At 69.5% G+C, this 22,090-nt stretch carries 20 protein-coding genes and 1 pseudogene; 8 read left to right on the forward strand and 13 right to left on the reverse strand.

Annotated features, from left to right (window positions below; translation table 11 throughout):
• Positions 1 to 3: 3 nt before the first annotated feature.
• A complete protein-coding gene (locus tag AC25Y0_RS01685; protein ID WP_488122622.1) occupies positions 4 to 1,227 on the reverse strand; it encodes a trans-sulfuration enzyme family protein in 1,224 nt (407 codons plus the stop codon).
• 110 nt (positions 1,228 to 1,337) lie between these two features.
• Here AC25Y0_RS01685 and AC25Y0_RS01690 point away from each other — a divergent pair, with 110 nt between their 5' ends.
• Positions 1,338 to 1,820 carry an Lrp/AsnC family transcriptional regulator gene (locus tag AC25Y0_RS01690; protein WP_488122623.1) on the forward strand — a complete coding sequence of 161 codons (483 nt, stop codon included), beginning with the start codon at positions 1,338 to 1,340 and terminating at the stop codon, positions 1,818 to 1,820.
• On the opposite strand, the gene AC25Y0_RS01695 is transcribed toward AC25Y0_RS01690, so the two are convergent.
• Positions 1,817 to 2,500: a hypothetical protein gene (locus AC25Y0_RS01695; protein WP_488122871.1), complete on the reverse strand. Its 684-nt coding sequence runs from the start codon at positions 2,498 to 2,500 to the stop codon at positions 1,817 to 1,819. The genes AC25Y0_RS01690 and AC25Y0_RS01695 overlap by 4 nt on opposite strands.
• Complete coding sequence (locus AC25Y0_RS01700) at positions 2,500 to 3,348, reverse strand: TIGR03620 family F420-dependent LLM class oxidoreductase (protein WP_488122624.1); 849 nt, start codon at positions 3,346 to 3,348, stop codon at positions 2,500 to 2,502. The genes AC25Y0_RS01695 and AC25Y0_RS01700 overlap by 1 nt, the downstream gene beginning before the upstream one ends.
• A 149-nt stretch (positions 3,349 to 3,497) precedes the next feature.
• On the opposite strand from AC25Y0_RS01700, the gene AC25Y0_RS01705 reads away from it, so the two are divergent.
• Entirely contained in the window at positions 3,498 to 5,123 is a 1,626-nt protein-coding gene (locus AC25Y0_RS01705) for a DHA2 family efflux MFS transporter permease subunit (protein ID WP_488122625.1), read from the forward strand.
• Positions 5,124 to 5,131: 8 nt separating this feature from the next.
• Here the strand turns inward: AC25Y0_RS01705 and AC25Y0_RS01710 are convergent, their stop codons facing one another.
• Both AC25Y0_RS01710 and AC25Y0_RS01715 read right to left on the reverse strand, forming a co-directional pair.
• Positions 5,132 to 6,862: a long-chain-fatty-acid--CoA ligase gene (locus tag AC25Y0_RS01710; protein ID WP_488134081.1), complete on the reverse strand. Its 1,731-nt coding sequence runs from the start codon at positions 6,860 to 6,862 to the stop codon at positions 5,132 to 5,134.
• Between the two features lie 106 nt (positions 6,863 to 6,968).
• The gene (locus AC25Y0_RS01715) at positions 6,969 to 7,730 is read right to left on the reverse strand and encodes an SDR family NAD(P)-dependent oxidoreductase (RefSeq protein WP_488122627.1); all 762 of its coding nucleotides are present in this window, start codon (positions 7,728 to 7,730) and stop codon (positions 6,969 to 6,971) included.
• A gap of 223 nt (positions 7,731 to 7,953) precedes the next feature.
• On the opposite strand from AC25Y0_RS01715, the gene AC25Y0_RS01720 reads away from it, so the two are divergent.
• Positions 7,954 to 8,124 (forward strand): CsbD family protein, encoded by a 171-nt coding sequence (locus AC25Y0_RS01720; RefSeq protein WP_488122628.1) that lies wholly within the window; start codon positions 7,954 to 7,956, stop codon positions 8,122 to 8,124.
• Between the two features lie 75 nt (positions 8,125 to 8,199).
• Here the strand turns inward: AC25Y0_RS01720 and AC25Y0_RS01725 are convergent, their stop codons facing one another.
• Positions 8,200 to 8,751: a small multidrug efflux protein gene (locus tag AC25Y0_RS01725; protein ID WP_488122629.1), complete on the reverse strand. Its 552-nt coding sequence runs from the start codon at positions 8,749 to 8,751 to the stop codon at positions 8,200 to 8,202.
• Positions 8,752 to 8,892: 141 nt separating this feature from the next.
• On the opposite strand from AC25Y0_RS01725, the gene AC25Y0_RS01730 reads away from it, so the two are divergent.
• Together AC25Y0_RS01730 and AC25Y0_RS01735 are read left to right on the forward strand one after the other, a co-directional pair.
• Positions 8,893 to 10,104 carry a sensor histidine kinase gene (locus AC25Y0_RS01730; protein ID WP_488134082.1) on the forward strand — a complete coding sequence of 404 codons (1,212 nt, stop codon included), beginning with the start codon at positions 8,893 to 8,895 and terminating at the stop codon, positions 10,102 to 10,104.
• Positions 10,101 to 10,703 (forward strand): response regulator, encoded by a 603-nt coding sequence (locus AC25Y0_RS01735; RefSeq protein ID WP_488122631.1) that lies wholly within the window; start codon positions 10,101 to 10,103, stop codon positions 10,701 to 10,703. The genes AC25Y0_RS01730 and AC25Y0_RS01735 overlap by 4 nt, the downstream gene beginning before the upstream one ends.
• A gap of 229 nt (positions 10,704 to 10,932) precedes the next feature.
• Here the strand turns inward: AC25Y0_RS01735 and AC25Y0_RS01740 are convergent.
• Positions 10,933 to 11,073 (reverse strand): annotated as a pseudogene (locus AC25Y0_RS01740) (DUF5692 family protein); the annotation flags it as partial.
• Positions 11,074 to 11,647: 574 nt separating this feature from the next.
• On the opposite strand from AC25Y0_RS01740, the gene AC25Y0_RS01745 reads away from it, so the two are divergent.
• A complete protein-coding gene (locus tag AC25Y0_RS01745; RefSeq protein WP_488134083.1) occupies positions 11,648 to 12,541 on the forward strand; it encodes an HNH endonuclease signature motif containing protein in 894 nt (297 codons plus the stop codon).
• 5 nt (positions 12,542 to 12,546) lie between these two features.
• Here the strand turns inward: AC25Y0_RS01745 and AC25Y0_RS01750 are convergent, their stop codons facing one another.
• Positions 12,547 to 14,340 (reverse strand): DUF2207 domain-containing protein, encoded by a 1,794-nt coding sequence (locus AC25Y0_RS01750; RefSeq protein ID WP_488134084.1) that lies wholly within the window; start codon positions 14,338 to 14,340, stop codon positions 12,547 to 12,549.
• Between the two features lie 45 nt (positions 14,341 to 14,385).
• On the opposite strand from AC25Y0_RS01750, the gene AC25Y0_RS01755 reads away from it, so the two are divergent.
• Complete coding sequence (locus tag AC25Y0_RS01755; RefSeq protein WP_488122634.1) at positions 14,386 to 14,823, forward strand: MarR family winged helix-turn-helix transcriptional regulator; 438 nt, start codon at positions 14,386 to 14,388, stop codon at positions 14,821 to 14,823.
• Between the two features lie 16 nt (positions 14,824 to 14,839).
• Here the strand turns inward: AC25Y0_RS01755 and AC25Y0_RS01760 are convergent, their stop codons facing one another.
• From AC25Y0_RS01760 to AC25Y0_RS01775, 4 genes are all read right to left on the reverse strand, one after another.
• On the reverse strand, positions 14,840 to 15,850 hold the full coding sequence (locus AC25Y0_RS01760; RefSeq protein ID WP_488122635.1) for a DUF2804 domain-containing protein: 1,011 nt from the start codon (positions 15,848 to 15,850) through the stop codon (positions 14,840 to 14,842).
• Positions 15,847 to 17,658 (reverse strand): glycoside hydrolase family 2 protein, encoded by a 1,812-nt coding sequence (locus AC25Y0_RS01765; RefSeq protein ID WP_488134085.1) that lies wholly within the window; start codon positions 17,656 to 17,658, stop codon positions 15,847 to 15,849. The genes AC25Y0_RS01760 and AC25Y0_RS01765 overlap by 4 nt, the downstream gene beginning before the upstream one ends.
• On the reverse strand, positions 17,655 to 18,983 hold the full coding sequence (locus AC25Y0_RS01770) for an MFS transporter (protein ID WP_488134086.1): 1,329 nt from the start codon (positions 18,981 to 18,983) through the stop codon (positions 17,655 to 17,657). Before AC25Y0_RS01770 ends, AC25Y0_RS01765 begins: the two co-directional genes overlap by 4 nt.
• A 63-nt stretch (positions 18,984 to 19,046) precedes the next feature.
• Positions 19,047 to 20,615: an L-serine ammonia-lyase, iron-sulfur-dependent, subunit alpha gene (locus AC25Y0_RS01775; RefSeq protein ID WP_488122638.1), complete on the reverse strand. Its 1,569-nt coding sequence runs from the start codon at positions 20,613 to 20,615 to the stop codon at positions 19,047 to 19,049.
• Between the two features lie 94 nt (positions 20,616 to 20,709).
• Here AC25Y0_RS01775 and AC25Y0_RS01780 point away from each other — a divergent pair, with 94 nt between their 5' ends.
• The gene (locus AC25Y0_RS01780; RefSeq protein ID WP_488134087.1) at positions 20,710 to 21,120 is read left to right on the forward strand and encodes a GreA/GreB family elongation factor; all 411 of its coding nucleotides are present in this window, start codon (positions 20,710 to 20,712) and stop codon (positions 21,118 to 21,120) included.
• Between the two features lie 45 nt (positions 21,121 to 21,165).
• Here the strand turns inward: AC25Y0_RS01780 and mmsB are convergent, their stop codons facing one another.
• Positions 21,166 to 22,086, reverse strand: a complete 921-nt coding sequence (gene mmsB / locus AC25Y0_RS01785; RefSeq protein ID WP_488122640.1) for a 3-hydroxyisobutyrate dehydrogenase — start codon at positions 22,084 to 22,086, stop codon at positions 21,166 to 21,168.
• Positions 22,087 to 22,090: the final 4 nt, after the last annotated feature.

Consider the following 22,090-nt stretch of genomic DNA (forward strand, 5'->3'; position numbering starts at 1 on the left):
AGGTCAGCCCTGTCGCACGAGCCCCTCGTCGACGATCTCCTGCGTGCCGACGAGCGTCGCATCGAGCGCCGCGAGCAGGTCATCGGCGAGGTCGTCGACGTGCTCGAGACCGATCGCGAGGCGCACGATGCCCGCACCGGGCTTCGCGTCTCCGACGACGGGCCGGTGGGTGAGCGACGCGGGGTGCTGGACGAGCGAGTCCACGCCACCGAGCGACACAGCGTGCGTCACGAGTTCGCACGCCTCGGTGAAGCGTGCCGCGGCGTCATAGCCGCCCGCGAGCTCGATCGCGATGATCGAGCCGGGCCCGGCGAGCTGGCGCCCGAGCAATCCCTGCGGATCCTGCCCGGGAAGACCGGGGTAGAAGACGCGGGCGACGGCGTCGTGCGCGCTCATGCGCTCGGCGAGGGCCTGAGCTGTCTCCTGCTGCGCACGCACGCGCACCGCGAGGGTGCGCAGGCCGCGGTGCAGCATGTAGGCACCCATCGGGTGCAGGATTCCGCCGGTCAGCGCCCGCACTTGGCGGAGCCGCTCGATCCACGCCGTGGGGCCGGCGACGACGCCGCCCATGGCGTCGCCGTGGCCGCCGAGGTACTTCGTCGCACTGTGCATCACGAGGGTCGCGCCATGCTCGATGGGCCGCTGCAGCACAGGGGTCGCGAACGTGTTGTCCACGAGCACCGGCACATCTCCGGCCGCCTCGACGATGACCGCGATGTCGAGCAGCTCGAGCGTCGGGTTGGCGGGGGTCTCGATGATGACCAGGCCCGTGTCGTCGCGGATGTGCGCGGCCACGTCGCCGGGAGCCGACCAGGTGACCTCGGTGCCGAGCAGTCCGCTCTCGAGCACGTGGTCGGTGCCGCCGTAGAGCGGGCGCACCGCCACGACGTGGGGCTTGCCGGCTGCGACCGTGGCGATGAGGCACGCCGTCAGCGCGGCCATGCCGCTCGCGAACGCGACGGCACCCTCGGCACCCTCGAGCCCCGCGAGGGCGTCTTCGAAGCGCGCGACGCCAGGCTGCCAGAGTCGCTGGTAGACGGCGCTGCGGCCGGGACCGAGATCATGACCGGTCGCGAGCTCTTCGTACGACAGGCCGCCGACCTCGACGTCGGGAAGCGGGTTCGTCGTGGACAGGTCGATGGAGGGAACGTGGGTGCCGGCTTCGCGGAGGCCCGCCGTGCCGCCGTGCACAGCACGGGTCTCCCACCGATGGTTCTCGGAATGCATGAGGCCAGAACAGCAGATTCCCGCGGCATCCTCAAGCTGGCTTGCAGCCTCGCCTAGAATCAACCGAACAGTCGCAGATTCTGCGAGAAATGAGCAGGGGGGATGCCTCAGTGTCACGGTCCTTCGACCTCGATTCCACCGACCGCGCGCTGCTGCGCGCGCTGAGCGCGAACGCCCGCGCATCGGGTGCCGCCCTGGCCGCCGAACTCGGCATCGCCGAGTCCACCGTGTCGCTGCGGCTGCGGCGCCTGCAGTCGCAGGGCGTTATCGCCGGGTACCGCGTCGAGTTCGACACCGATCGCCTCGGCGCCACCGTGCAGGCGCTCATCGCCGTGCGGCTGGTGAAGCACGCGCGCACCGAGATCGAGGCGTTCCGACGGGCCGCGACCGGTTTCCCCGGGGTCGTGCGTCTGTTCCACATGGCGGGTGCCGACGACTTCCTCCTGCACGTGCTCGCGCGCGATGCGGGCGAGCTCCGCGAGTTCGTGCTGACGTATCTCACAGGGCACCCCGCCGTCGCGCACACCGAGACGAACCTCGTCTTCGAGCACGCCGACGCCGACGGCTGGCAGCGCTTCCTCGACGAGCGCTAGGGCACGTGCGTCGCGAACGCGACGTCGAGGTAGGGAAGGTCCTCGCGCGGGATCACCGCGGTGAGCACTCCCCCGCCGGCGAGCTCGGCGCCGATCGCGTAGACGAAGGGGTCGGTGTCGATCTCGACGCCGACGACGGTCTCGCCGTCGATCACGACATCGACGCCGCGTCGGATCACGCGCTCGGACGTCAGCGCGGCTGAGTCCCAGTCGTGCAGCCCGACGACGTGCTCTTCACGGAACCGGTTCATCAGGATGTGGTTGGCGTGCTGCACGAGCAGGTACTCGACGGTCGTGAACTCGGATGCCTCGCGGTTCCATGTCGTCTGAACCGCCTCCCAGAGCGTGTGATACCGCATCCGCTCGATCTGCTCGGTCAGCCAGGCAGGCCGGGGCCGCGGCGGCGCCTCTTCGATCGAGCGTCGGGTCACCTCGTCGAGTTCGGCGAGATTGACGGGGTCGTCCTTGTCATCGGGGTTGCGCCACAGCGTCGATGTGACGCTCGCCGTCATGGTGTGGCACCCCGTGGCATCCGTGCCCGTGCCGACGCTGATGTCGGCGCCGTCGACCGCCGCTTGCGGCGCGAACACGATCACGGGGATCGGCATGCCCTCCAGCATGGCTGCCCGCTTGAGCCGCGGGTCGGAGGCGTCCTCGGGGACGCGGCCGGCGAACTCCATCACGACGCCGTGACGCCGAGGGCGTCGGCCATCGCCTTGAGGGCGTCGAGCGGATTCTCGCGCATGGGCAGAGACTGGATGCACACGTGGTCGGCCCCCGCGTCGAGGTGCGCACGGACGGCGGAGGCGATCGTCTCAGGCCTGCCCCACGGGGTGAGGGCGTCGATCACGGCATCGTCGGCCTCACCCTCGATCTGTGCGCGCTCGAAGTCGAACTTCACGAGGATGTCGGCATAGTTCGACATCTGCAGGTAGCTGCGCAGCGTGCCGCGCGCGATCTTGCGTGCGGTCTCGGGGCCATCGACCGCGACGAACATCTGCTCGGGCGCGAGGAAGGCGTCCGGCCCCATGACCTCGCGCGCGAAGCGGGTGTGCGCGGGAGTCGTGAGGTAGGGGTGCGCGCCGAGGGACCTCTCGGCCGCGAGCTGCAGGGTCTTGGGGCCCAGGGCGGCGAGGATGCGGCGGTGGGCCGGCACCCCCTCGGCATCCAGGACGTCGAGGTATTCGCGCATCGCCGCGAGCGGGCGCGTCCGCGCCGCGTCGGCCTCGCGGTGTCCGCTGCCGATCCCCAGCACGAGCCGGCCGGGGTGGCGCTTCTCGATGCGGTGGTACGAGGCGGCGAGCTCGGCAGCGTCGTCACGCCAGATGTTCACGACGCCCGTGGCGACCACGATGCTCTCGGTTGCCTCGATGAGCGCTTCGACGTCTTCGAGGTCTCCGGCAGGCGAGCCTCCGACCCAGAGGGTGCGGTATCCGAGCTTCTCGATGCCGCGCGCGAGTTCGGAGTCGAGCACGCGGGCCCCTCTCCACACACCGATCTCGCCGAACTCCATCGATTCGTCGCTCATCTGCACATCACCTCTCCGTCGGGGCAGGGTCCTCGTCGACTCTGCCACGATTCTCCGCCGGGTCGCGAGCCGGTGAGCCCGATCCGACGCGTGGCGGGCGATCCGAAAGCCGGCGATATTTTCCACCGAAAGCTAAATAGGCTGACGAAATGACAGACGCTCCCCGTCGCCGCTGGCTCGCCCTCGTCTTCATCAGCATCGCCGTGTCGTTGATCATCGTGGATTCCACGATCGTGAACGTCGCGATTCCTTCGATCGTGGATGACCTCGACCTCTCGTCGACCGGGGTGCAGTGGGTGCAAGAGGCCTACACCCTCGTCTTCGCGTCACTCCTGCTGCTGTTCGGAAGCCTGGCCGACCGCGTCGGCAGGCGCCGGCTGATGCTCATCGGCGTCGTGCTCTTCGTGGCGTCCTCGGTGCTGGCCGCCCTCGCGCCCACGGCCGGCCTGCTCATCGGTTCGCGTCTGGTGCAGGGCATCGGCGGGGCCATGATCCTGCCCTCCACGCTGTCGATCATCAATGCGACGTTCCGTGGCCGCGAGCGCGGGATCGCCTTTGCCGTGTGGGGTTCCACGATCGGCGGCATGGCCGCGGTCGGCCCGCTCCTGGGCGGCTGGCTCACGACGGCGTTCTCGTGGCGCTGGGCGTTCGGGATCAATGTGCCCCTCGGCATCATCATCTTCGTCGGCGTGATGCTGACGGTGCGTGAATCACGCGACACAGCGCAGCGCGGGCTCGATGTCGTCGGGGCGCTGCTGTCCGTGCTGCTGTTCGGAACGCTCGTGTTCGGCCTCATCGAAGGGCGCACGCTCGGATGGTGGCAGGCCGACGGCACGATCGAGATCGGGGCATTCACCTGGCCGTGGGCGATCTCACCCGTGGCGGTCGCGTTCGCGATCTCCGTCGTCTCGCTCACCGGCTTCCTGCTGTGGAGCCGCCACCGCGCGCGGGTGGACAGGCCGGCACTGCTGGAGCTGTCGCTGTTCCGCATCCCCAGCTTCCGCAACGGCAACATCGTCGCCCTCGTCGTATCGCTCGGTGAGTTCGGAATCATCCTGTCGCTGCCGCTGTGGCTGCAGTTCGTGCTCGGTTTCGACGCTTTGCAGACCGGCCTCGTCCTGGTCGCCCTCGCGCTCGGCTCCTTCCTCGCGAGCGGCTTCGCCGCCGGTCTCAGCGGACGCCTCGCGCCCGTGTGGGTCGTGCGGCTGGGAATCATCGCCGAGATCATCGGCGTCATATGGGTGGCCTTCGTCATCGCGCCGGACGCCGCGTGGGGCTGGCTGCTGCCCGCCCTGTTCCTCTACGGCTTCGGCGTGGGGCTCGCCACGGCCCAGCTGACCAGCGTGATCCTGCAGGACGTTCCCATCGAGCTGTCGGGGCAGGGGTCGGGCACGCAGTCCACGTCACGCCAGGTCGGCTCGGCGCTGGGCATCGCGATCCTCGGCACGATCCTCTTCACGAGCACCGCCGGCCTGCTCAACGCGAAGCTAGACGACCGCGGCGTGCCCGCCGAGGAGCGCGACACGGTCGTCTCAGCGGTCGTCGACAGTGCCGGCGGCGCGATCGCCGGGCTGGAGCAGTCCCCCGCCACCGCGGACGCCGCTGAGGACGCCAAGGCCGCGTTCTCGGAGGGTACGCGCCTAGCCGCCCTGTCCGCGGCGGGCTTCCTCGTGCTGGGACTCATCGCGACGACCTCGCTCGGCTCGGGCCGCGCGAGGGACCCCGGGGAGTCGGCGACCGGCGGGGCGGGCGAGGCGCGCAGCGGCGAGATGTGACGCGGGGCTCACTCGCCGCCGCTGGACTGCGCGAGCAGGTCGTCCCGCACGACGCGGCGCATCACCTTGCCGATCTGCGAGCGCGGCAGGTCCTCGACCTCGACGATGCGCTTGGGCACTTTGTACGCCGTGATGTGCGAGCGGCAGAAGTCGCGGAGTGCGCGAGAGTCGAAGACCGTCCCGGGCTTCATCACGACCGCGGCCGCGACTTCTTCTCCGCCGGCGGAGCGCGGCAGACCGACGACCGCCGCAGCCTCGACGTCCGGGTGCAGCAGAAGCGCCTGCTCGACTTCGGTCGGACTGACGTTGAACCCGCCCGTGATGATGAGCTCCTTCACGCGGTCGACGACGGTGACGAACCCGTCTTCGGACATCGTCACGATGTCCCCCGTCCGCAGCCAACCACCCGGCAGCAAGACCGCCGCCGTCTCGGTGGGCTGATTCCAATAACCCTGGAACACCTGAGGACCACGGATCAGCAGCTCTCCGGGCTCTCCCGGGGGTCGCTCGCTCGTGGGGTCGTCCGGGTCGACGACGCGGACGACCGTACTCGGGAACGGCACACCGACGGTCCCCGGTCGGCGCGAAGGCCCCATGGGGTTGCCGAGCGCGACGGGTGAAGTCTCGGTCATCCCGTAGCCCTCGACGAGCAGCCCTCCCGATGCTTCCTCCCAGCGCGTCACGGTCGGCACCGGCAGGCTCATGGCGCCCGAGATCGCGAAGCTCACACTGCGCAGATCGATCCTGCGTTGCGCGCTCGCACGCGAGAGGGCGTCATAGATCGGCGGCACAGCCGGCAGGAACGTGGGCGGCGACTGACGGGCAGCGGCGATGACGAGGTCGACGTCGAAGGTCGGAAAGAGCACGACCTTCGCCCCGATCGACATCGCGAAGGTGAGACACAGCGTGAGCCCGTACGCGTGGAACAGGGGCAGGACGGCGTAGACGACCTCCTCCCCCTCGCGCAGGCCCGGCACCCACGCGCGGCCCTGTGCAGCGTTGGAACGCAGGTTCGCGTGCGAGAGCATCGCCGCCTTCGGCTGACCCGTCGTGCCGCTCGTGAGCTGGAGCAGAGCGGTGTCACCCAGCTGCGGACGCGGGACGCGGCGCGAGATCCGCCGCGCCTTCGTCACGCGCGTCCACGGGATGATCCCCTTCGCGGTCGGCTGTGCCGTGAGCCGGTCACGCGATGCGCGCGCTCGAGCCAGTGGTAGCCGCAGAGCCAGACGCTTGCTGCGGGGCATCGCGTCGGTGAGCCGGACGGCGACGATGTTGGCGGGGCGGGCGTCGTCGGGCAGCGCGGCGATGACGTCGGCGACCTTGTCCCACACGATCGCCGCGACCGCGCCGTGCACCTCGAACTGGTGGCGCAGCTCACGCGACGTGTAGAGCGGGTTGTGCTCGACGACGATGGCTCCCAAGCGCAGCACGGCGTAGAACGCCACGACGTGCTGCGGGCAGTTCGGCAGCACGAGGGCGACCCGGTCGCCGGCTTTCACTCCCAGTTCACGAAGACCGGATGCCGCCCGCTCGACCTGCTCGCCGAGCTGGGCGTATGTCGTCCGGGCACCGAAGTACTCCAGGGCATCCCGCTTGCCGAAGCGCGCGACCGATGCATCGAGCAGATCGACGAGCGTCTCGGTGACGGGGGCGATATCGGCGGGCACCCCGTCGGCGTAGGCAGACAGCCACGGCCGCTCCCTGTCTTCGACGGCCTCACCGGTCTGCGGATGCTTCATGTCCGCCCCTCTCTCTCGCTCTGTCACTGCAAGCCTATGCAAGCTGATCGCGGCTCACTGCGCCGAGACGGCATCGCCCGCTGCCGTCTCGCGGGGCGAGCGCAGGTCACTCGCCGGGCGCGGAACCCATGTGCTTGGCGAGATTCGGGTAACCGGTGATCTCCCACCCGCCGTCGACGACGAGCGAGGTACCCGTGATGTACGACGCATCGTCGCTCGCGAGGAAGAGCATGGGCTTCGCGATCTCGACCGGGTCGGCGGCGCGGGCGAGCACGATGCTGTTGCGGAAGTCCTCCATCAGTCCGGGGTTCTCGGTCAGCGCCGTCGTGAGGGGGGTTTCAACGAGGCCGGGAAGCACCGCATTGACCCGGATGCCGCGCCCGGCGAGCTCGAGCGCCGCCGACTTCGTCAGCATCTCGGCTCCGGCCTTGCCCGATGAGTACGCCGCCCCGAACCACATCGGCACGTGGGAGTTGAGACTCGCGACGTTGACGATCGCGCCGCCGCCCGTCATCGCCCGCGCCTCGTGCTTGACAGAGAGGAAGACCCCTTTGAGGACGAGGTCGACGGTGAAGTCCCAGTCCTCCTCGGACTGGTCGATGATCATCCCCGCGCGCGACGCCCCGGCCACATTGAAGGCGACGTCGAGGCGTCCGAATCGGTCGACCGCCGTCGCCACCGCCGCCACGACGTCAGCCTCTTTCGTGACGTCGCAGACGACGGGAACGTAGTTCTCAGTCTCATCGCCCGGTCGGAGGTCGGCTCCGACGACTTTCGCCCCGTCCGCGAGCAGCAGGTCGACGGCGGCCTTGCCGATACCCGAACCCGAGCCTGTGACGAGGGCCACCTTGTTATCGAATCGCGCCATGACCGATCTCCTTCCGATGGTGGATGCCGTCAGGTTAGGCACCGTCCGTGACGCAGGGCAGACACTCGCGCTCCGCGACGGGCCGGACTACACTCCCACCCTCGCGGCGCGAGCTTGCACACGGGTGCGGGAGCGTCAACCCCTTGGCTGCTCCCGCGGTGACGGTGTGCGATGGAAGTACACGCGAGGAGATCCCCGCGCTGTCCGACACGAAGGAGACATCATGGGTCTGGACGACAAGATCTCGAATGCGGCCGAAGACATCAAGGGCAAGGCCAAGGAAAACGTCGGCAAGGCCACCGACAACAAGGACCTCGAGGCCGAAGGCCACATGGACCAGGCGAAAGCGAACCTGAAGAAGGCCGGCGAAGACGTCAAGGACGCCTTCAAGTAAGCCACCCCACGCGAAAGGCCGGGACGATTCGTCCCGGCCTTTCGCGTGTCCGGCGCCCGGGGCCCGGTGAGCCCCTCAGGAGAGTGCGGAGAGCACCCCGGTGATGATGAGAGCGATGGCCGTCGTCCACAGGATGATGGCGAGCCCCTGCCAGATCAGGATGCGAGCCTTGCCGACACCCGCCGCGGCGAGCAGCGTCGCCGTGAACTGCGTCGGCAGCAGCAGCGGACCGAGCAGGCTGACCCCGGGAACGCCGTAGCGCACGAGGGCACGCTGGAACTTCTCATGCCGGGGCGTCGCGGGCTCGTCGATGGTGACGGCGGCGAGGTCGACGGTTGACGTGGTGCCGCTGCCGCTGAGCACCGCCTCGCGCTTGCGCGCCTGGATTCGGCCCGAGACCGCGCGGTGCGCCCCGGAGCTGAGCAGCACGAGGACGAGCACGCACGCGAAGTTGCCGACGATCGCCGCGATCACCGCGATGACCGGGTTGATGCCACCGACGATCCCGATCGCCGCTGCCCCTTCGCCCTCGATGAACGGAATGGCGCCGGCGGCGGCGACGATGAGCGGCTGGAGGAGCTCAGGCACTCGCGAGACGAGGTCCTGGAAGAATTCGATGACGGTCATGGTGTCCTTCCGACACGGGGGATTCGGTATGGATCAAGTCCACCGCGGTTCCCCTCGCCCCAGAAGTGTCGTGCTGTCATCGATGTCCGGACACTTCTCACGCGGCATCCGTGACATTTGTCACCCGCCTACAGTGGACGGGTGATCACTGATCCCCTCCCGTTCATGCAGGCAGATCCGGCGGCGGATGCGCGCATGTCGGTGCAGATGTCACGGCGGATCACGGCGACCTGGTGGTACACGTTCGTGGGCGTCCTGGTCTTCGAAACGCTCATCGTCTTCCCGCTCGCGACCACGCTGATCACCCCGTTCGCGGGCCCCGCCGCCGTGGTCGCCGTCTGGCTCGCCGGTGCCGCTTGGGTGCTCTCGACCATCCCCGCGCTGCTGGACTATCGGAGCCTCGCGGGGGCGGCTGTCCCGACGAGATGGCGCCGTACGATCCCGGCGCTCGCTCTGGCGATCGCGTTCGGCGCTCTCGCCGGTCTGACGTCGGGCGTGTGGATGGTGGCGGTGGTGCCCGTGACCCAGACCCTCCTGCTGCTCAAATGGCCGCCCGGCATCCGCCTGCGCCTCGTGTGCGCGGTGACGCTCCTGCTCGCGGCGCTGTGGTTCATCGACGGCCAGTTCAGCGTTGCCGACGACGATGGCAGCTGGGGGTTCCTGGGGTTCGCGTTCACCGTGCTGCCTGCGATGACCGTCCTTACGCTCTGGTGGTGGGACATCGTGGTCGCCCTCGACCAGTCGCGCGCCGCCGAGGCGAGGCTGGGCGCGACGCAGGAACGCCTGCGCATGGCGACCGACGTGCATGATCTGCAGGGTCACCATCTGCAGGTGATCGCCCTGCAGCTCGAGCTTGCCGAACGGCTCATGGGTCAGGACCCGGATGCCGCGCTGGCACACGTCCGTGCGGCGCGCGCGAGCGTCGACGACGCACGGCAGGGCACACGAGATCTGGCTCTGCGCTTCCGCTCCGCCTCTCTGCACGATGAGCTGGCCAACGCCGTCGATCTGTTGCGTGCGGCCGGCATGAACGTCGAAGCCTCGATCTCGGCAGATGCTGACGCCGCCCCGGGCGACGTGCTGGCCCCGGTCGTGCGCGAGACGACGACCAATGTCCTGCGCCACGGCGGAGGCACGTGGGCACGGGTGATCCTGGCGGCCGACACGGAGGCGTGGCGCTTCGAGCTCACGAACGATCTCGGGGACGACCTCGCACCGTCAGCGGGCGGGTCCGGCGTGGACGGCATCCGTCGGCGAACGGCGGAGGCAGGCGGCACCGTCGAGGTGCGCCGGGACCGCGGCTCGTTCATGATCGTCGTGACCGTGCCGGCGAATACGGGGCTCAAGCGATGATCCGCGTGCTGATCGCCGACGACGAGGTCATGATCCGATCCGCGCTGGCGGCATTGCTCCGACTCGAAGCCGACATCGACGTCGTCGCGGAGTGCGCCGACGGACTCGAAGCCGTCGAGGTAGCCGCACGCGAACGCCCCGATGTGTGTCTGCTCGACCTCGAGATGCCGGGCCTGGACGGCGTCGAGGTGGCCGGGCGCGTGACTCGCACGCTGCCGACCCGCTGCGTCGTGGTCACGCGGCACGCACGACCCGGCGTGCTGCGGCGCGCCCTCGCGGCGGGCGTCTCCGGATTCCTGCCGAAGTCCTCCGGCGCGAGCGAGGTGGCCGACGTCATCCGACGGGTGGCCGCTGGCGGTCGATACATCGACCCCGAGGTCGCCGCCGATGCACTGAGCGACGCGCGGAGCCCCCTGACCGATCGCGAACTCGATGTTCTTCGGGCCGGGCGACGGGGCGAGACCACGGGACAGATCGCACGCGCGCTCTCACTCGCCCCGGGCACCGTGCGCAACCACGTCTCGGTGATCCTGGCGAAACTCGCCGTGCGTACCCGCCAGCAGGCCGTCCTGATGGCAGAGGAACGCGGCTGGATCTGACCGATGACGGGTCGGTCCCGGCGCTGTGTCCGACGAGAGATGACGTCGGTGACGAACGCGACGTGGCGAACCCGGACGACGCTGCGACGTAGGCCACGTCGCAGCAAAGACGCGCCAATCGGGTGGCCTGCGGGACCACAGGCGCCTCGACGGCGGGGAGGTTCGCTCCACGCACCTCGCGGTACTGCGGCAGGTCGGTGTAGAGCTCGTCGCGCAGCGGGTTGCGGTGCCGCGTGACGATCGTGAACAGCTGGTAGGCCGCGACGGCGATGTTGGCCGCGAGCGACAGGGCCGACACGACGAACAGCGCGGACTGCACGGCGAACGGCGACGACGCGATGAAGGTCGGGACCGCCATCGTGAACATCATCCACAGCGCCAGCGTGTGGGCACGGTGCTGCCCCGAAAGCGCTGATCCGCGGGGGCGGGCGGGCGCACGTGATGCTCTCGCGGCCGCACTGAAGGCGAGACTGCGGACCGCGCCGCTCGACAGGGTCACCGTGACGCAGCTCACACGGGACTGCGGACTGACGCGGCAGGCCTTCTACTACCACTTCCCCGACGTGCCGCACCTCGCGGTCTGGGTGCTCGAGACCGAGATCGCCGGCCAGGTGCGCGAGTTCACGGCAGAGCTGGGCTGGGCCGACGGGCTCGTCCGACTGATGCGGTACATGCGCGACAACCGGTCGTCGACGCTCGGGGTGCCGACTCGACGAGCGCGCCACGCCGCGACGGGGTCACGGCAGCAGATAGCGACGACGACTCTTCCCTTCCGTTACCTCGTCGTTATATAGTGACAGCGGTAGTTGTTTGCTGTGGCAGCTGCCGACATGTGATTGCAGGACACTCTTGGTGCAAGGGACAAGGGCCGGTCGGGAGCCTCTCCGACCGGCCCTTACTCTTGCCCTTGTGCCTCGCCGCCGCACCCGCTCCTCCCCAGCGTGATGACATCGAAGTTATTCACGGTTTCTCCCGCTGACCGGGCCTCCTTCGGACTCCGTCCCCTGCGACGCCCACACCGTCCGCTGTCAGGCGCAGGTCTGGGCGCTCGTCCTCGATTCCGACCGAGTGCTGCCCGACGACGAACGCGCGGCGCGCCGGCGCGGCGTGACGCTGGGCCGGGCGCGCAACGGACTGATCCCCATCACACGCTGATCGACGGCGCAGCAGCACCCGGTCCCGCCACGGGTCCTCGTTTCGCCGACTCCGGTGAGCCTGACGATGTCGCCGACGTCGATATGCGCACCCGCACGCAGAAACAGCACGACGCGCTCGCGTCGATCCTCGGGGTCGCCGCACGGTCGGCCGAGAGCCCGTCGATCGGCGGCGCGTCCCCGGCATTGCTCGTCGCGATCTCGGCCGCCGAGCCTGAGGCCGAGAACGGCTTCGCCTTCGTCGACGGCACGGATCACCACCTTCCGGCGACCGTCGCCCGCCGCCTCGCGTGCTCCCACGGCATCCAGCGTGTCGTCCTCTCAGACGATGGCCGCGTCATCGAGCTGGGATCACCGCAGCGGGTGTTCACAGGGCATCAGCGCCGCGCGATCACCGCGCGAGACGGCAACTGCGTCATTCCCGGATGCCACGTCGCAGCCGCATGGTGCGAAGTGCATCACGTCATCGAGCACGCACGCGGCGGGCCGACCCACGTCGACTTCGGCGTTCTGCTCTGCTGGCATCACCACCGCACCATCGAGACGAGCGGCTGGCAGGTTCGGATGATCGGTGGAATACCCGAGGTGAAGGCGCCCCGCCATATCGACCCGCTCCGGCGGCGGAGACCCGTGCGACGCTCCGCCGCGGTCGAGTTCGAACGGCGACGAAAGCAGGCGGGATGAGCACGTCACACGCCCCCGCCGCCACCTCCTCCGCCGCCCCCGCCGGCAGAGCCTCCGCCGCTCGAACCGCCCGACGTCGACGACGACACGGCGCTCGTCGAGAGAGTCGAGATGCCCGCCGAGAAAGAGGCCGCGTTGAATCCGGCTGCACCCGAGTACCAGCCGGGCGATTGATCGTCGCCGTAGAGCACGGCGAGCTGCTTCGCCCACTCCTTCTCCTGCCCGAACACGACGGCGTACGGCAGGAGCGTCTCGTACAGCTTCAGCATCTGCCGGGGGTCGTTCGTGTCGACGGCCACCCGCTCGGCGCCGGTGGGCGATTGCAGCATCCGGATCCGGTCCGCCTCAGCCCACTCGATGAACTGCTGCAGTCCTCGCAGGTGATCCCGCGCCTCGGCACCGCGCGAGGTCAACGGTTTGCGGGCGACGAGGGCGAACGTGACGAACACGGCCACCCCCGCCATGACGATCAGCGTGATCGGCACCCCCTCGTTCACCCCGTTGTCGAGCGCGATGAAGCCGAAGACGAACACGAGCACGGTCGCGACCAGGGCCACGAAGAGGGGCGCGTATCGAGACGGCGACACGCGCCGCCACATCCCCCGGGCAGTCAGCTGCGCGGTCGCGGCCGCGATGATCTTCTGCGCCGTCGACGAGAGCCGCGTGTCCGACTTGCCGAACTGGAACGTGTCCCCCGGCTGCCCGTCGGGAAAGAGCCCGTGCAGCAGCATGATTCCGTCGCCGTCCGCGCGCGATGGGTCGATGAGCTCGGCGGTGAGCGGTGTACTCGAAGAGAACCGCTTCGGTGCACCTTCGACGATCCGGATGCTGCCGACCACCGCCTGCTCGAGCACTTCGGCCGGAATCGCCTTCGACGTGCGCTGCAGCAGCACAGCGCTCTCGAGTGCATCCAGCCCCGGTGGTGGCGTGTACTCGGCGATGATCGTGGGCCGCCCCGGGTCATCGCGCAGTCGCCGACGCCGCACGACGGCAGCGCCGATGAGTGAACCGAGCACACCGAGCCCCGCCACTGCTTGCAGCCATCCCCACGACGAGGCGAGATACGAACCGTCGAACGCCGTGAAGGTGCCCGCTTCGAAAGCGACCGCGATCGTCATCGTCTCATGCGGGGCGAGGGGCCCCGCCGTCGCGACGATCGCGTCGGCGGCGGCATCCGTCTCGATGCGGCAGGTGTCGGTCGAGCCCGCGCCACCGACGTAGCACGACGCGTCGCCGGTCGTCGCGGCGAAGAGCGACGGGTCGAGGTTCAGCCGGGCGGTGACCCGCCCGAAGGGCTGCGCCCATTCCGTGCCGTTGACGTTCCAGTAGAACTCATCGACACCCGTGTCGTCGAAGAACCGCGTGACGTTCTCGAGCTCGTACGTGAAGACGTACGTCTGCCGACCGTGCACGTAGTCGTCGGCGCGCGACGTCATCGAGAACCACCCGTCTTCCGACGAGGTCTCCTCGGCGCGCGGGGCTCCCTCTTCATCCGTGATCGAGATGAGGTGAGGCAGCAGCGGGGCCCCGAGATACTCGTCGGGGATGATGCGGCGCATGCCGCGGTTCTGGTCGCGTTCGGGGAACAGCGCGACGAACGTCTCGGTCACCCGCAGACGGCTTGTTCCGTCGTCCGCACGTGACAGCGCGTAGTCGACGTCGAGGCTCTCGAACGAGAAGTCCTCGACGTCGGCGTCCGCCGCCGCGGGCGCCGCAGAGAAGAACACCACCGCCGCCGTGAGCATCGCGCAGACGATGAGGAGGATTCGAGCAAGAGAGGTGCCGACGGCTCGCGTCATGCCGACCAGCCTATGCGCGCAGGCGCAGGTCGTACTCTTGACGCCATGACAGATCGCCGGCTCGCCATCGCCGCCTGGGAAAGCCTGTTCCGCGCACAGCACGAGATCTTCAACGAGATCAGCAGCGACTTCGAGGACACCGGTCTCACGCAAGCGGAGTATGACGTGCTTCTCACCGTGACCCGCGGCAACGACCGCACGGCGCGCCTGCGTGACGTCACGGCGAACATGCTCATCAGCCAGCCGAGCGTGTCCCGCCTCGTCGACCGCATGGTCGCGCGAGGCCTCCTGTCGAAGGCGCCCGATCCCGAAGACGGACGGGGCTCGCTCGTGCGCGCGACCGATGAGGGTGCCGCGGCGTTCCGTCGGATCGCGACGACGCACGGATCTGCCATCGCGACGCGCATGTCGGTGCTCAGCGACGACGAGCTGACTCAGCTGCGCGCCATCACGACCAAGCTCCGCAGGCGCCCTCGCCGCTGACCGCCGGGCGCACGACTCACCAGCGGTTGTGCACCTCTTCGGCCCATCCGAGCACCCCGGCGAATGGGATCGACTCTCCGGCCTGCGTACGGAACGTACCGTCCCAGTACCCGAAGCACTGGTCGGTCGCGCTCGCGACGACCCCGAGATTCGTGCGCGTCACCTTGTTGTGGAAAGGGGTGAAGGATGCCGCCAGCCCACCGCCGACGATTCGCCAAGGGCGTCGCCAATCGGCGATGTCGTAGTCCCACACGAGCTCGTCGTGGATCTTGTGCAGCCGCCCGTCGATGACGATCGCGTTCTCGGTCGATCCCGTCCCCGCCGTCCACTTCGCGCCGACCTGGATGCCGATGAGGCGACCGTGTGAAAATCCCGACCCCGCGCCCCAGTTCCAGCGGATGTCGTACGGCCACCGGCCACGGCCGTGATCGAGAACGGCCCACGACTCCCCCGCGGGCACGTCGTACGTGACGCCTTCGATCGTCACCGACCCCGATGCGGGGCGCGCGACGTCCTTCACCGTGTACTGGAACCGGGTGTCGCTCCACGGAACCACGACCGCGAGGCGCTCATGTCCCGGCGGCAGCGCGGCCGTCACGTCGAAGCCCGCGCCGGCGATGCCTGCGCGCAGGCGCGTGCCCCCGGCATCCGCGGGGTCGATGTCGATCTCGAGGCCCTTGGCGCGAGCCCGCGCCGAGCCCTCGCCGAGCGATGGCGGCAGCGTGAAGCCGCGAGCGGGCAGCACCGTCGCTCCGTGACGCCACTGGCGCTCGGTCGCGCGGTCGAAGACCCACACCTCGTGCACGGCGGCGTAGTCGATCGAGGACACCGTGAGGGCGAGCAGGTGCGTCGGCGTCGTGATGCCCCAGTACTCCCACCGCTTGTTGCGCCCCCAGAACCCCGGGCCGATCCCGGCGGTGTCGACGACCGGCTGGCGCGCCCACCCCACAGCGGCGCGGTTGAGGCGGCCGTTGGGCAGCGTGAGCGGCACGCGCTCGGTCAGTTCCGGCAGCGGAATCGTGATCATGGCTTCTCCACCTCGTGGGACCGGGCAGCGACGCGCAGCCCGTGGTTGATGCGGCGCATCGCGTGTTCAGGCACTTTCACGAACCGCCGATCGTAGGTGACGAGCCCGTTGACTTCGTCCTCGACGTCGGACAGCTGCGTGTACACCGTCGCCGCGACTCCGCGTGCCATCGCGGGTTCGATCTCGCGCACGTGCAGACGCTCGAGAGCGGTGACGAAACGATCGCGCGAACGATAGCGGCGGTATCCGAACACGCGGTCGCTCGCCGTGTGCCCGGGGACGGCGAGGCTGTAGCCGCCGTACTCGGTGACGGCGAGAACGCGCGAGTCCGCCCGGCGAGGAGCCCGAACGGGGCGGAAGTACACGTGGAGGCTCCGCACGTCGCCTGCTCCCTGGTCGTGCCATCCGCTCGCGTGATCGATCGGGCGCGTCGGGTCCAGTCGTCGCACGTCCTCCGCGATCCGGGCGGCATCGAACTGTCCCCAGCCCTCGTTGAACGGCACCCACAGCGCGATGGACGGCACACTGCGCAGGTGTTCGATCATGTCGCGCAATTCGGTCTCGTAGTGGTCCCGACCCGAGGCATCCGCTCGCCCGAACCTCGCGTATCGGTGGTCGTCAAGCGCGGGGGCGCCGAAGACGGGCGCCGTGATGACAAGGGGGTTGTAGCGCTCGCCGCCGTTGACGGCGTCCTGCCACACGAGCATGCCGAGCCGGTCGCAATGGTGGTACCAGCGCAGCGGCTCGATCTTGATGTGCTTGCGGAGCATCGTGAAGCCCATGCGCTTCGCGAGCCGGATGTCGTATTCGAGCGCCGCGTCGGCGGGCGCCGTATACCCGCCGTCGGGCCAGTAGCCCTGATCGAGCAGCCCGACGTGCACGTACGGCTCGCCGTTCAGCAGAAGCCGCCGCGTGCCGAAGGCGTCCGCACCGACGCCGAACGAGCGCATCCCGACGTAGGACTCAACGCGGTCTCGGCCCAGCACGACACGCACGTCGTAGAGGAAGGGATCCTCGGGACTCCAGGCACGGATGCTTCCCGCCAGAGCGATGCGGACCGATTCGCCCACCGGGACGGATGCCGTCGCCACGAGCTCGTCCGCCGCTCTGACCTCGACGACGGCCCGATCCTCGGCTGCCGCGTGCATGCTGCCGACCCTCACGATGAGGTCACCGGCGGCCAGATCGGGGGTGAGGACGAGCGTGTCGACGGCGACCCGCGGCACGATCTCGGCCCACACGGTCTGCCAGATCCCTGACTGTGGCGAGTACCAGATCCCGCCTGGGCGGCCGGACTGCTTGCCGCGGGACAACCAGGCGGCATCCGTCACGTCACGCACCGCGACGACGAGCTCGTGCTCGCTCGTTTCGGCGAGCGCATCGGTCACATCGAGCGCGAACGGCAGATACCCGCCCGTGTGGGCACCGACCTCGACCCCGTCGACCGCGACACGACACGACTGATCGACGGCGCCGAAGTGCAGGATCACGCGCTCTCCCTCGGCGAGGGGGCGCGGCGGCGCGAAGGTCCGCCGATACCAGAGCGTCTCGTCTGCAGCGAGCACCCGCCCCACGCCGGAGAGCGCCGTCTCGGGTGAGAACGGCACGGTGATCTCGCCCTGCCACGCCGAGGGCGGCGCGGCAGGGTCGGCCACGGCCAGGGGGTCGGATGCCGCGAAGGGTGTGAACGCGTACTGCCAGCGCCCGTTGAGGTTGCGCCAGTCGCCCCGGATCAGCTGCGGGCGAGGGTACTCGGGCAGCGGCGCATCGGGGTCGAGGGCGTCCGCCCACGGTGTGCGCAGACTCATCCCGCGACCTCGGCATCCGCCGTGCGGACGCGTCGCAGCAGCAGCACGGGAACGACGACGACCACCGCGACGATGGCGGCCGCTGCGAAGATCCAGGGCGTGGGCACTTGCTTGACGACGCCCAGATCCGTGTAGGTCTCGTTCGCACCGATGATGACGGCCGCACCGACGAAGGGACCGATGACCATCGGCACGAGCACCGCGGCGATCATGCGGAGTCCCTGCACGACGCCGACCCGGTCACGCGGGGTCGCATCGCGCACGCTCGCGGCGATGGCGGCGACCGACAGCATGAAGCCGCTCATCATGACCGCCCCGACGACGATGACACTCACCATGTCGCGCGCGAACACCATCCCGATCAGACCCGCCACGAGGATCGCCGTCGCGGGCAGGATGGCGCGGACCTTGCCCACCCGGTCGATGACGCGCCCGCCCACGACGCTCGCGATCGAGGCGATGATGAGCACGCTGCCGAGCACGATCGCGTAGCCGTCGATGCGCAGATACCGCTGGATGTAGATGATCAGGTAGGGCACGAACACCTGCGTGCTCGTGCCGACGATCGCGTAGGCGAGCAGCAGCAGATACAGACGCGGATTCGCCCGCACCGACGAGGGGCGCAGCCCGTAGACGACCGAACGCAGATACCCGTCGGCGCTGGGTGCGATGTGCGCCGGATCGTGCACGAGGAACCAGGCGAGCGCGCCCACGGCCGCCGTCACGAGGCCGACGATCCCGAAGAACAGGCGCCACTCGCCCGCCTGGGTCAGTGCATCCAACGCGCCGAACACGAGGAGCATCGCCAGCAGCGGCATGATCGCGAGGACGCCGTCGACACGTCCGCGATTGCCGGGCTCGGTCGACTCGGTCACCCAGGCGTTGAAGGCCGCGTCGTTGGCTCCCGAGCCGAACACCGACATGAGGCAGTCGAGCGCGACGATGGCGACGACGGCCGCGCCGACCACGAGCGCGGCATCCGCTCCCGCCGCCGGCTGGACGAACCCGAACGTCGCCGTCGTGAGCCCCCACAGGATGTAGCCGACCGCGATGAACGGGCGACGCGTACGCGCACGGTCCGACCACGCCCCCACGAGCATCGTGGCGAGGGTCGCCGCGATCGCCGACGCCGCGACGAGGATCGCGATGACGGTCGGATCGGTCGAGATCGTGTCGTACACGAACACGTTGAGGTACATGTTCTCGACGGTCCACGCGAGCTGCCCGACGAGCCCCAGCAGGACGATCGTGAGCCAGACGCGACCGGACAGCGGCGCGAGGGACCGGGCGGGCGCGCCTGCGGGCGCAAGGGAATCTCGGGACATCGGCATCCTTGCTCACGTTCCGGCAGTGCGTCTGATCCTAGGGGTGGGATTCCCCCGAGCGCGTCAGCACTCGATGACGTTCACGGCGAGACCGCCCTCGCTCGTCTCTTTGTACTTCGTCGACATGTCGATTCCCGTCTGCCGCATCGTCTCGACGACGGTGTCGAGCGACACGAAGTGCGACCCATCGCCGCGCAGCGCGAGTCGCGCCGCGGTGACAGCCGTCGACGCGGCGATCGCGTTGCGCTCGATGCACGGGATCTGCACGAGCCCGCCGACGGGGTCGCACGTGAGACCGAGGTGGTGCTCCATCGCGATCTCGGCGGCGTTCTCGATCTGCCTGTTCGTGCCGCCCATCACGGCGGTCAGCCCACCGGCGGCCATGGCGCACGCCGACCCGACCTCGGCCTGGCACCCGCCCTCGGCGCCCGAAATCGACGCGTTCGCCTTGAACAGCGACCCGAGGGCCGTCGCGGTGAGCAGATAGCGCCGGATGCCGCGGCGTCTGTTCGCCTCGGCGAGCGCGGCCGGTGACCCCTCGACGAGTTCGGGAACGGGCGGATGGAACCCCATCAGCGCGCTGCCGACGAGTTCGCCGTACGGGGTGACGGCGTTGCCGGCGCCCAGGCCCGACCCCGCGAGGAAGCGCCACCAGTACATCGCGACAGCCGGCACGATCCCCGCCGCACCGTTCGTCGGTGCGGTCACGACGCGGCCGCCCGCTGCGTTCTCCTCGTTGACGGCCAGCGCGAACGCCCCGAGCCACTCACCGGGCAGTTCGCGGTTGCCGGCGGACTCCGCGTCGTCGAGCTGCGCCCGGATCACCGCTGCACGCCGCTTGACCTTCAGGATGCCCGGCAGCAGGCCCTCGGCGCTCAGTCCCTGCTCGACGCACCCGGCCATGGCGTCCCAGATCGCATCGAGCTTCGCCGCGACCTCGGTGTCGCTGCGCAGCGCCTGCTCGTTGATGCGCGCCGCCTCGGCGATCGTGATGCCGCGCTCGTCACACAGTGCGAGCAGTTCGTCGGCGCTCGAGAAGTCCAGCGGATACGCGTGTGTCTGCACGCGCGGCGGCTCACCGTCGCGGCGGATGAACCCGCCCCCGATGGAGTAGTACGTCTCGCGCAGCACGAGCCCCTCATCCGACACCGGCGCGGCCGGCAGCATGGCCGCCCCCGTCTCGCGGAAGACCGCACCCTCGGCCGTGATCGGCCCCGCCGTCGTGCGGGACCACGCCTCGAGCGTCATGCCGTTGGGGTGGCCGGGCAGACGCGTGCGCGGAGCGAAGACGACGTCGCCCTTCGCGAAGGACACGGGGCGCTCGCCCGCGAGCACGAGGTGAACGCCGTCGGCCCAATCGCTCCACGCCGACCGCACGGCATCCGGATCCGCCGTCTCCGGCTCGAGGCCCTGCAGCCCCGCGACGATCGCGTCGGGCGTGCCGTGGCCGATGCCCGTCGCTCCCAGCGACCCGTAGAGCGTGCACGTGATGCGCGCGACATCGCCGAGCAGGCCGAGCACACGCAGTCGGGTCGCGAAATCGAGGGCCGCCCGCATGGGGCCGACCGTATGGGAACTCGAGGGTCCTACTCCGATGGAGAACAACTCGAACGCCGAGACGTACGCGCTCACGTGACCAGGCTACGTGGTCGCATCACCGACGGGGTGTTTCCGCGCTGACGACGGTAGGCTCGAAACTTCATACATTCCCCTCGTGGAGGTTGCCGTGTCTGTTGCAGAAGAGCCGATCTGGCTGACGCAGGATGCTCTGAACCAGTTGCAGCAGGAGCTGGACGAACTCACCAAGAACCCCATCGCCGACGACCTCTCTTCGGCTCGCGCCGTCGAGCTGCGCGGCCTCATCCGCCGGGCGCAGGTCGGATCGATGCCCGACGACGGACTCGTCGAACCGGGCATGCGCGTCACGGTCGAGTTCGAATCCGACAAATCGCAGGAGACTTTCCTGCTCGGCGCCCGCGCTCTGCTGGGTCCCGTCGGCGACATGGCCGTGTACTCGCCGGAGTCCCCGATGGGTCAGGCGATCATCGGCTCGCACCCCGGCGACCGCCGCACCTATCGCGCGCCGAACGGCGTGGACATCACGGTGACCATCATCGCGGCAGTCCCCCACGCGTGATTTCGGCCGGCCCCGCGCGCGAGCGCGGGGCCGAGCCTGTAGGCGTCAGTCCGCGTCGACGGGTGCTGCCGCGCTGTGCTGGCGGATCGTGTTGATGATCCCCGAGAAGTCCTGGTTCGCACCGTCACCCTCGGCGAACGCGACGTAGATGTCGCGCGCGAGGGTGCCGAGCCGCGCGTCGACCCCCGTGAGGTCGATCGCCTGACCGGCGAGCGAAAGATCCTTCGCCATGAGGGTGCCTGCGAACCCCGGCTGGTAGTCGCGGTTGGCCGGGCTGGTCGGAACAGGGCCGGGCACGGGGCAGTTCGTCGTCAGCGCCCAGCACTGGCCCGACGCGTTGGATGACACGTCGAAGAGCGCCTGATGCGACAGCCCGAGTCGCTCACCGATGACGAAGGCCTCGGCGACGGCGATCTGCGAGATGCCGAGGATCATGTTGTTGCACACCTTGGCGGCCTGCCCGAGGCCGGAGCCTCCGCAGTGCACGATGCGCTTGCCCATCGCCTCGAGCACGGGCAGCGCCTCGGCGAAGTCGGCGTCTGAGCCGCCGACCATGAACGCGAGCGTCGCGTTCTCTGCCCCGACGACGCCGCCCGAGACGGGCGCGTCGAGCGCACGGTGCCCCGCGGCGATCGCGGCGTCGGCGGCGAGACGCGCTTCGTCGACGGCGATCGTCGACGAGTCGATGAAGAGCGTGCCGGGGCGCGCGGCGGCGAGCAGCCCGGGTGCGTCAGGCGTGCCGTAGACGGCGAGCACGTGCCGGCCGGCGGGAAGCATCGTGATGACGATGTCCGCCGCTGCGGCGGCATCGGTGCCCGCGTCGACGAGTTCGACGCCCGAGGCGGCGGCGGCCTCGCGGATCTCCGGCACCAGGTCGAACCCGAGCACACGGTGCCCTGCGGTCACGAGATTGGCGGCCATGGGACCGCCCATATGGCCGAGTCCGATGAATGCGATGGTGCTCATGGGG

The organism is Microbacterium sp. Y547, from assembly GCF_057669785.1.

Coding starts and splice junctions, on each gene's coding strand:
- AC25Y0_RS01685 (WP_488122622.1), bottom strand. CDS start 1,227: ATGCATTCCGAGAACCATCGGTGGGAGACCCGTGCTGTGCACGGCGGC.
- AC25Y0_RS01695 (WP_488122871.1), bottom strand. CDS start 2,500: ATGGAGTTCGCCGGCCGCGTCCCCGAGGACGCCTCCGACCCGCGGCTC.
- AC25Y0_RS01700 (WP_488122624.1), bottom strand. CDS start 3,348: ATGAGCGACGAATCGATGGAGTTCGGCGAGATCGGTGTGTGGAGAGGG.
- AC25Y0_RS01705 (WP_488122625.1), top strand. CDS start 3,498: ATGACAGACGCTCCCCGTCGCCGCTGGCTCGCCCTCGTCTTCATCAGC.
- AC25Y0_RS01710 (WP_488134081.1), bottom strand. CDS start 6,862: ATGAAGCATCCGCAGACCGGTGAGGCCGTCGAAGACAGGGAGCGGCCG.
- AC25Y0_RS01715 (WP_488122627.1), bottom strand. CDS start 7,730: ATGGCGCGATTCGATAACAAGGTGGCCCTCGTCACAGGCTCGGGTTCG.
- AC25Y0_RS01720 (WP_488122628.1), top strand. CDS start 7,954: ATGGGTCTGGACGACAAGATCTCGAATGCGGCCGAAGACATCAAGGGC.
- AC25Y0_RS01725 (WP_488122629.1), bottom strand. CDS start 8,751: ATGACCGTCATCGAATTCTTCCAGGACCTCGTCTCGCGAGTGCCTGAG.
- AC25Y0_RS01735 (WP_488122631.1), top strand. CDS start 10,101: ATGATCCGCGTGCTGATCGCCGACGACGAGGTCATGATCCGATCCGCG.
- AC25Y0_RS01745 (WP_488134083.1), top strand. CDS start 11,648: ATGACATCGAAGTTATTCACGGTTTCTCCCGCTGACCGGGCCTCCTTC.
- AC25Y0_RS01750 (WP_488134084.1), bottom strand. CDS start 14,340: ATGACGCGAGCCGTCGGCACCTCTCTTGCTCGAATCCTCCTCATCGTC.
- AC25Y0_RS01755 (WP_488122634.1), top strand. CDS start 14,386: ATGACAGATCGCCGGCTCGCCATCGCCGCCTGGGAAAGCCTGTTCCGC.
- AC25Y0_RS01760 (WP_488122635.1), bottom strand. CDS start 15,850: ATGATCACGATTCCGCTGCCGGAACTGACCGAGCGCGTGCCGCTCACG.
- AC25Y0_RS01765 (WP_488134085.1), bottom strand. CDS start 17,658: ATGAGTCTGCGCACACCGTGGGCGGACGCCCTCGACCCCGATGCGCCG.
- AC25Y0_RS01770 (WP_488134086.1), bottom strand. CDS start 18,983: ATGTCCCGAGATTCCCTTGCGCCCGCAGGCGCGCCCGCCCGGTCCCTC.
- mmsB (WP_488122640.1), bottom strand. CDS start 22,086: ATGAGCACCATCGCATTCATCGGACTCGGCCATATGGGCGGTCCCATG.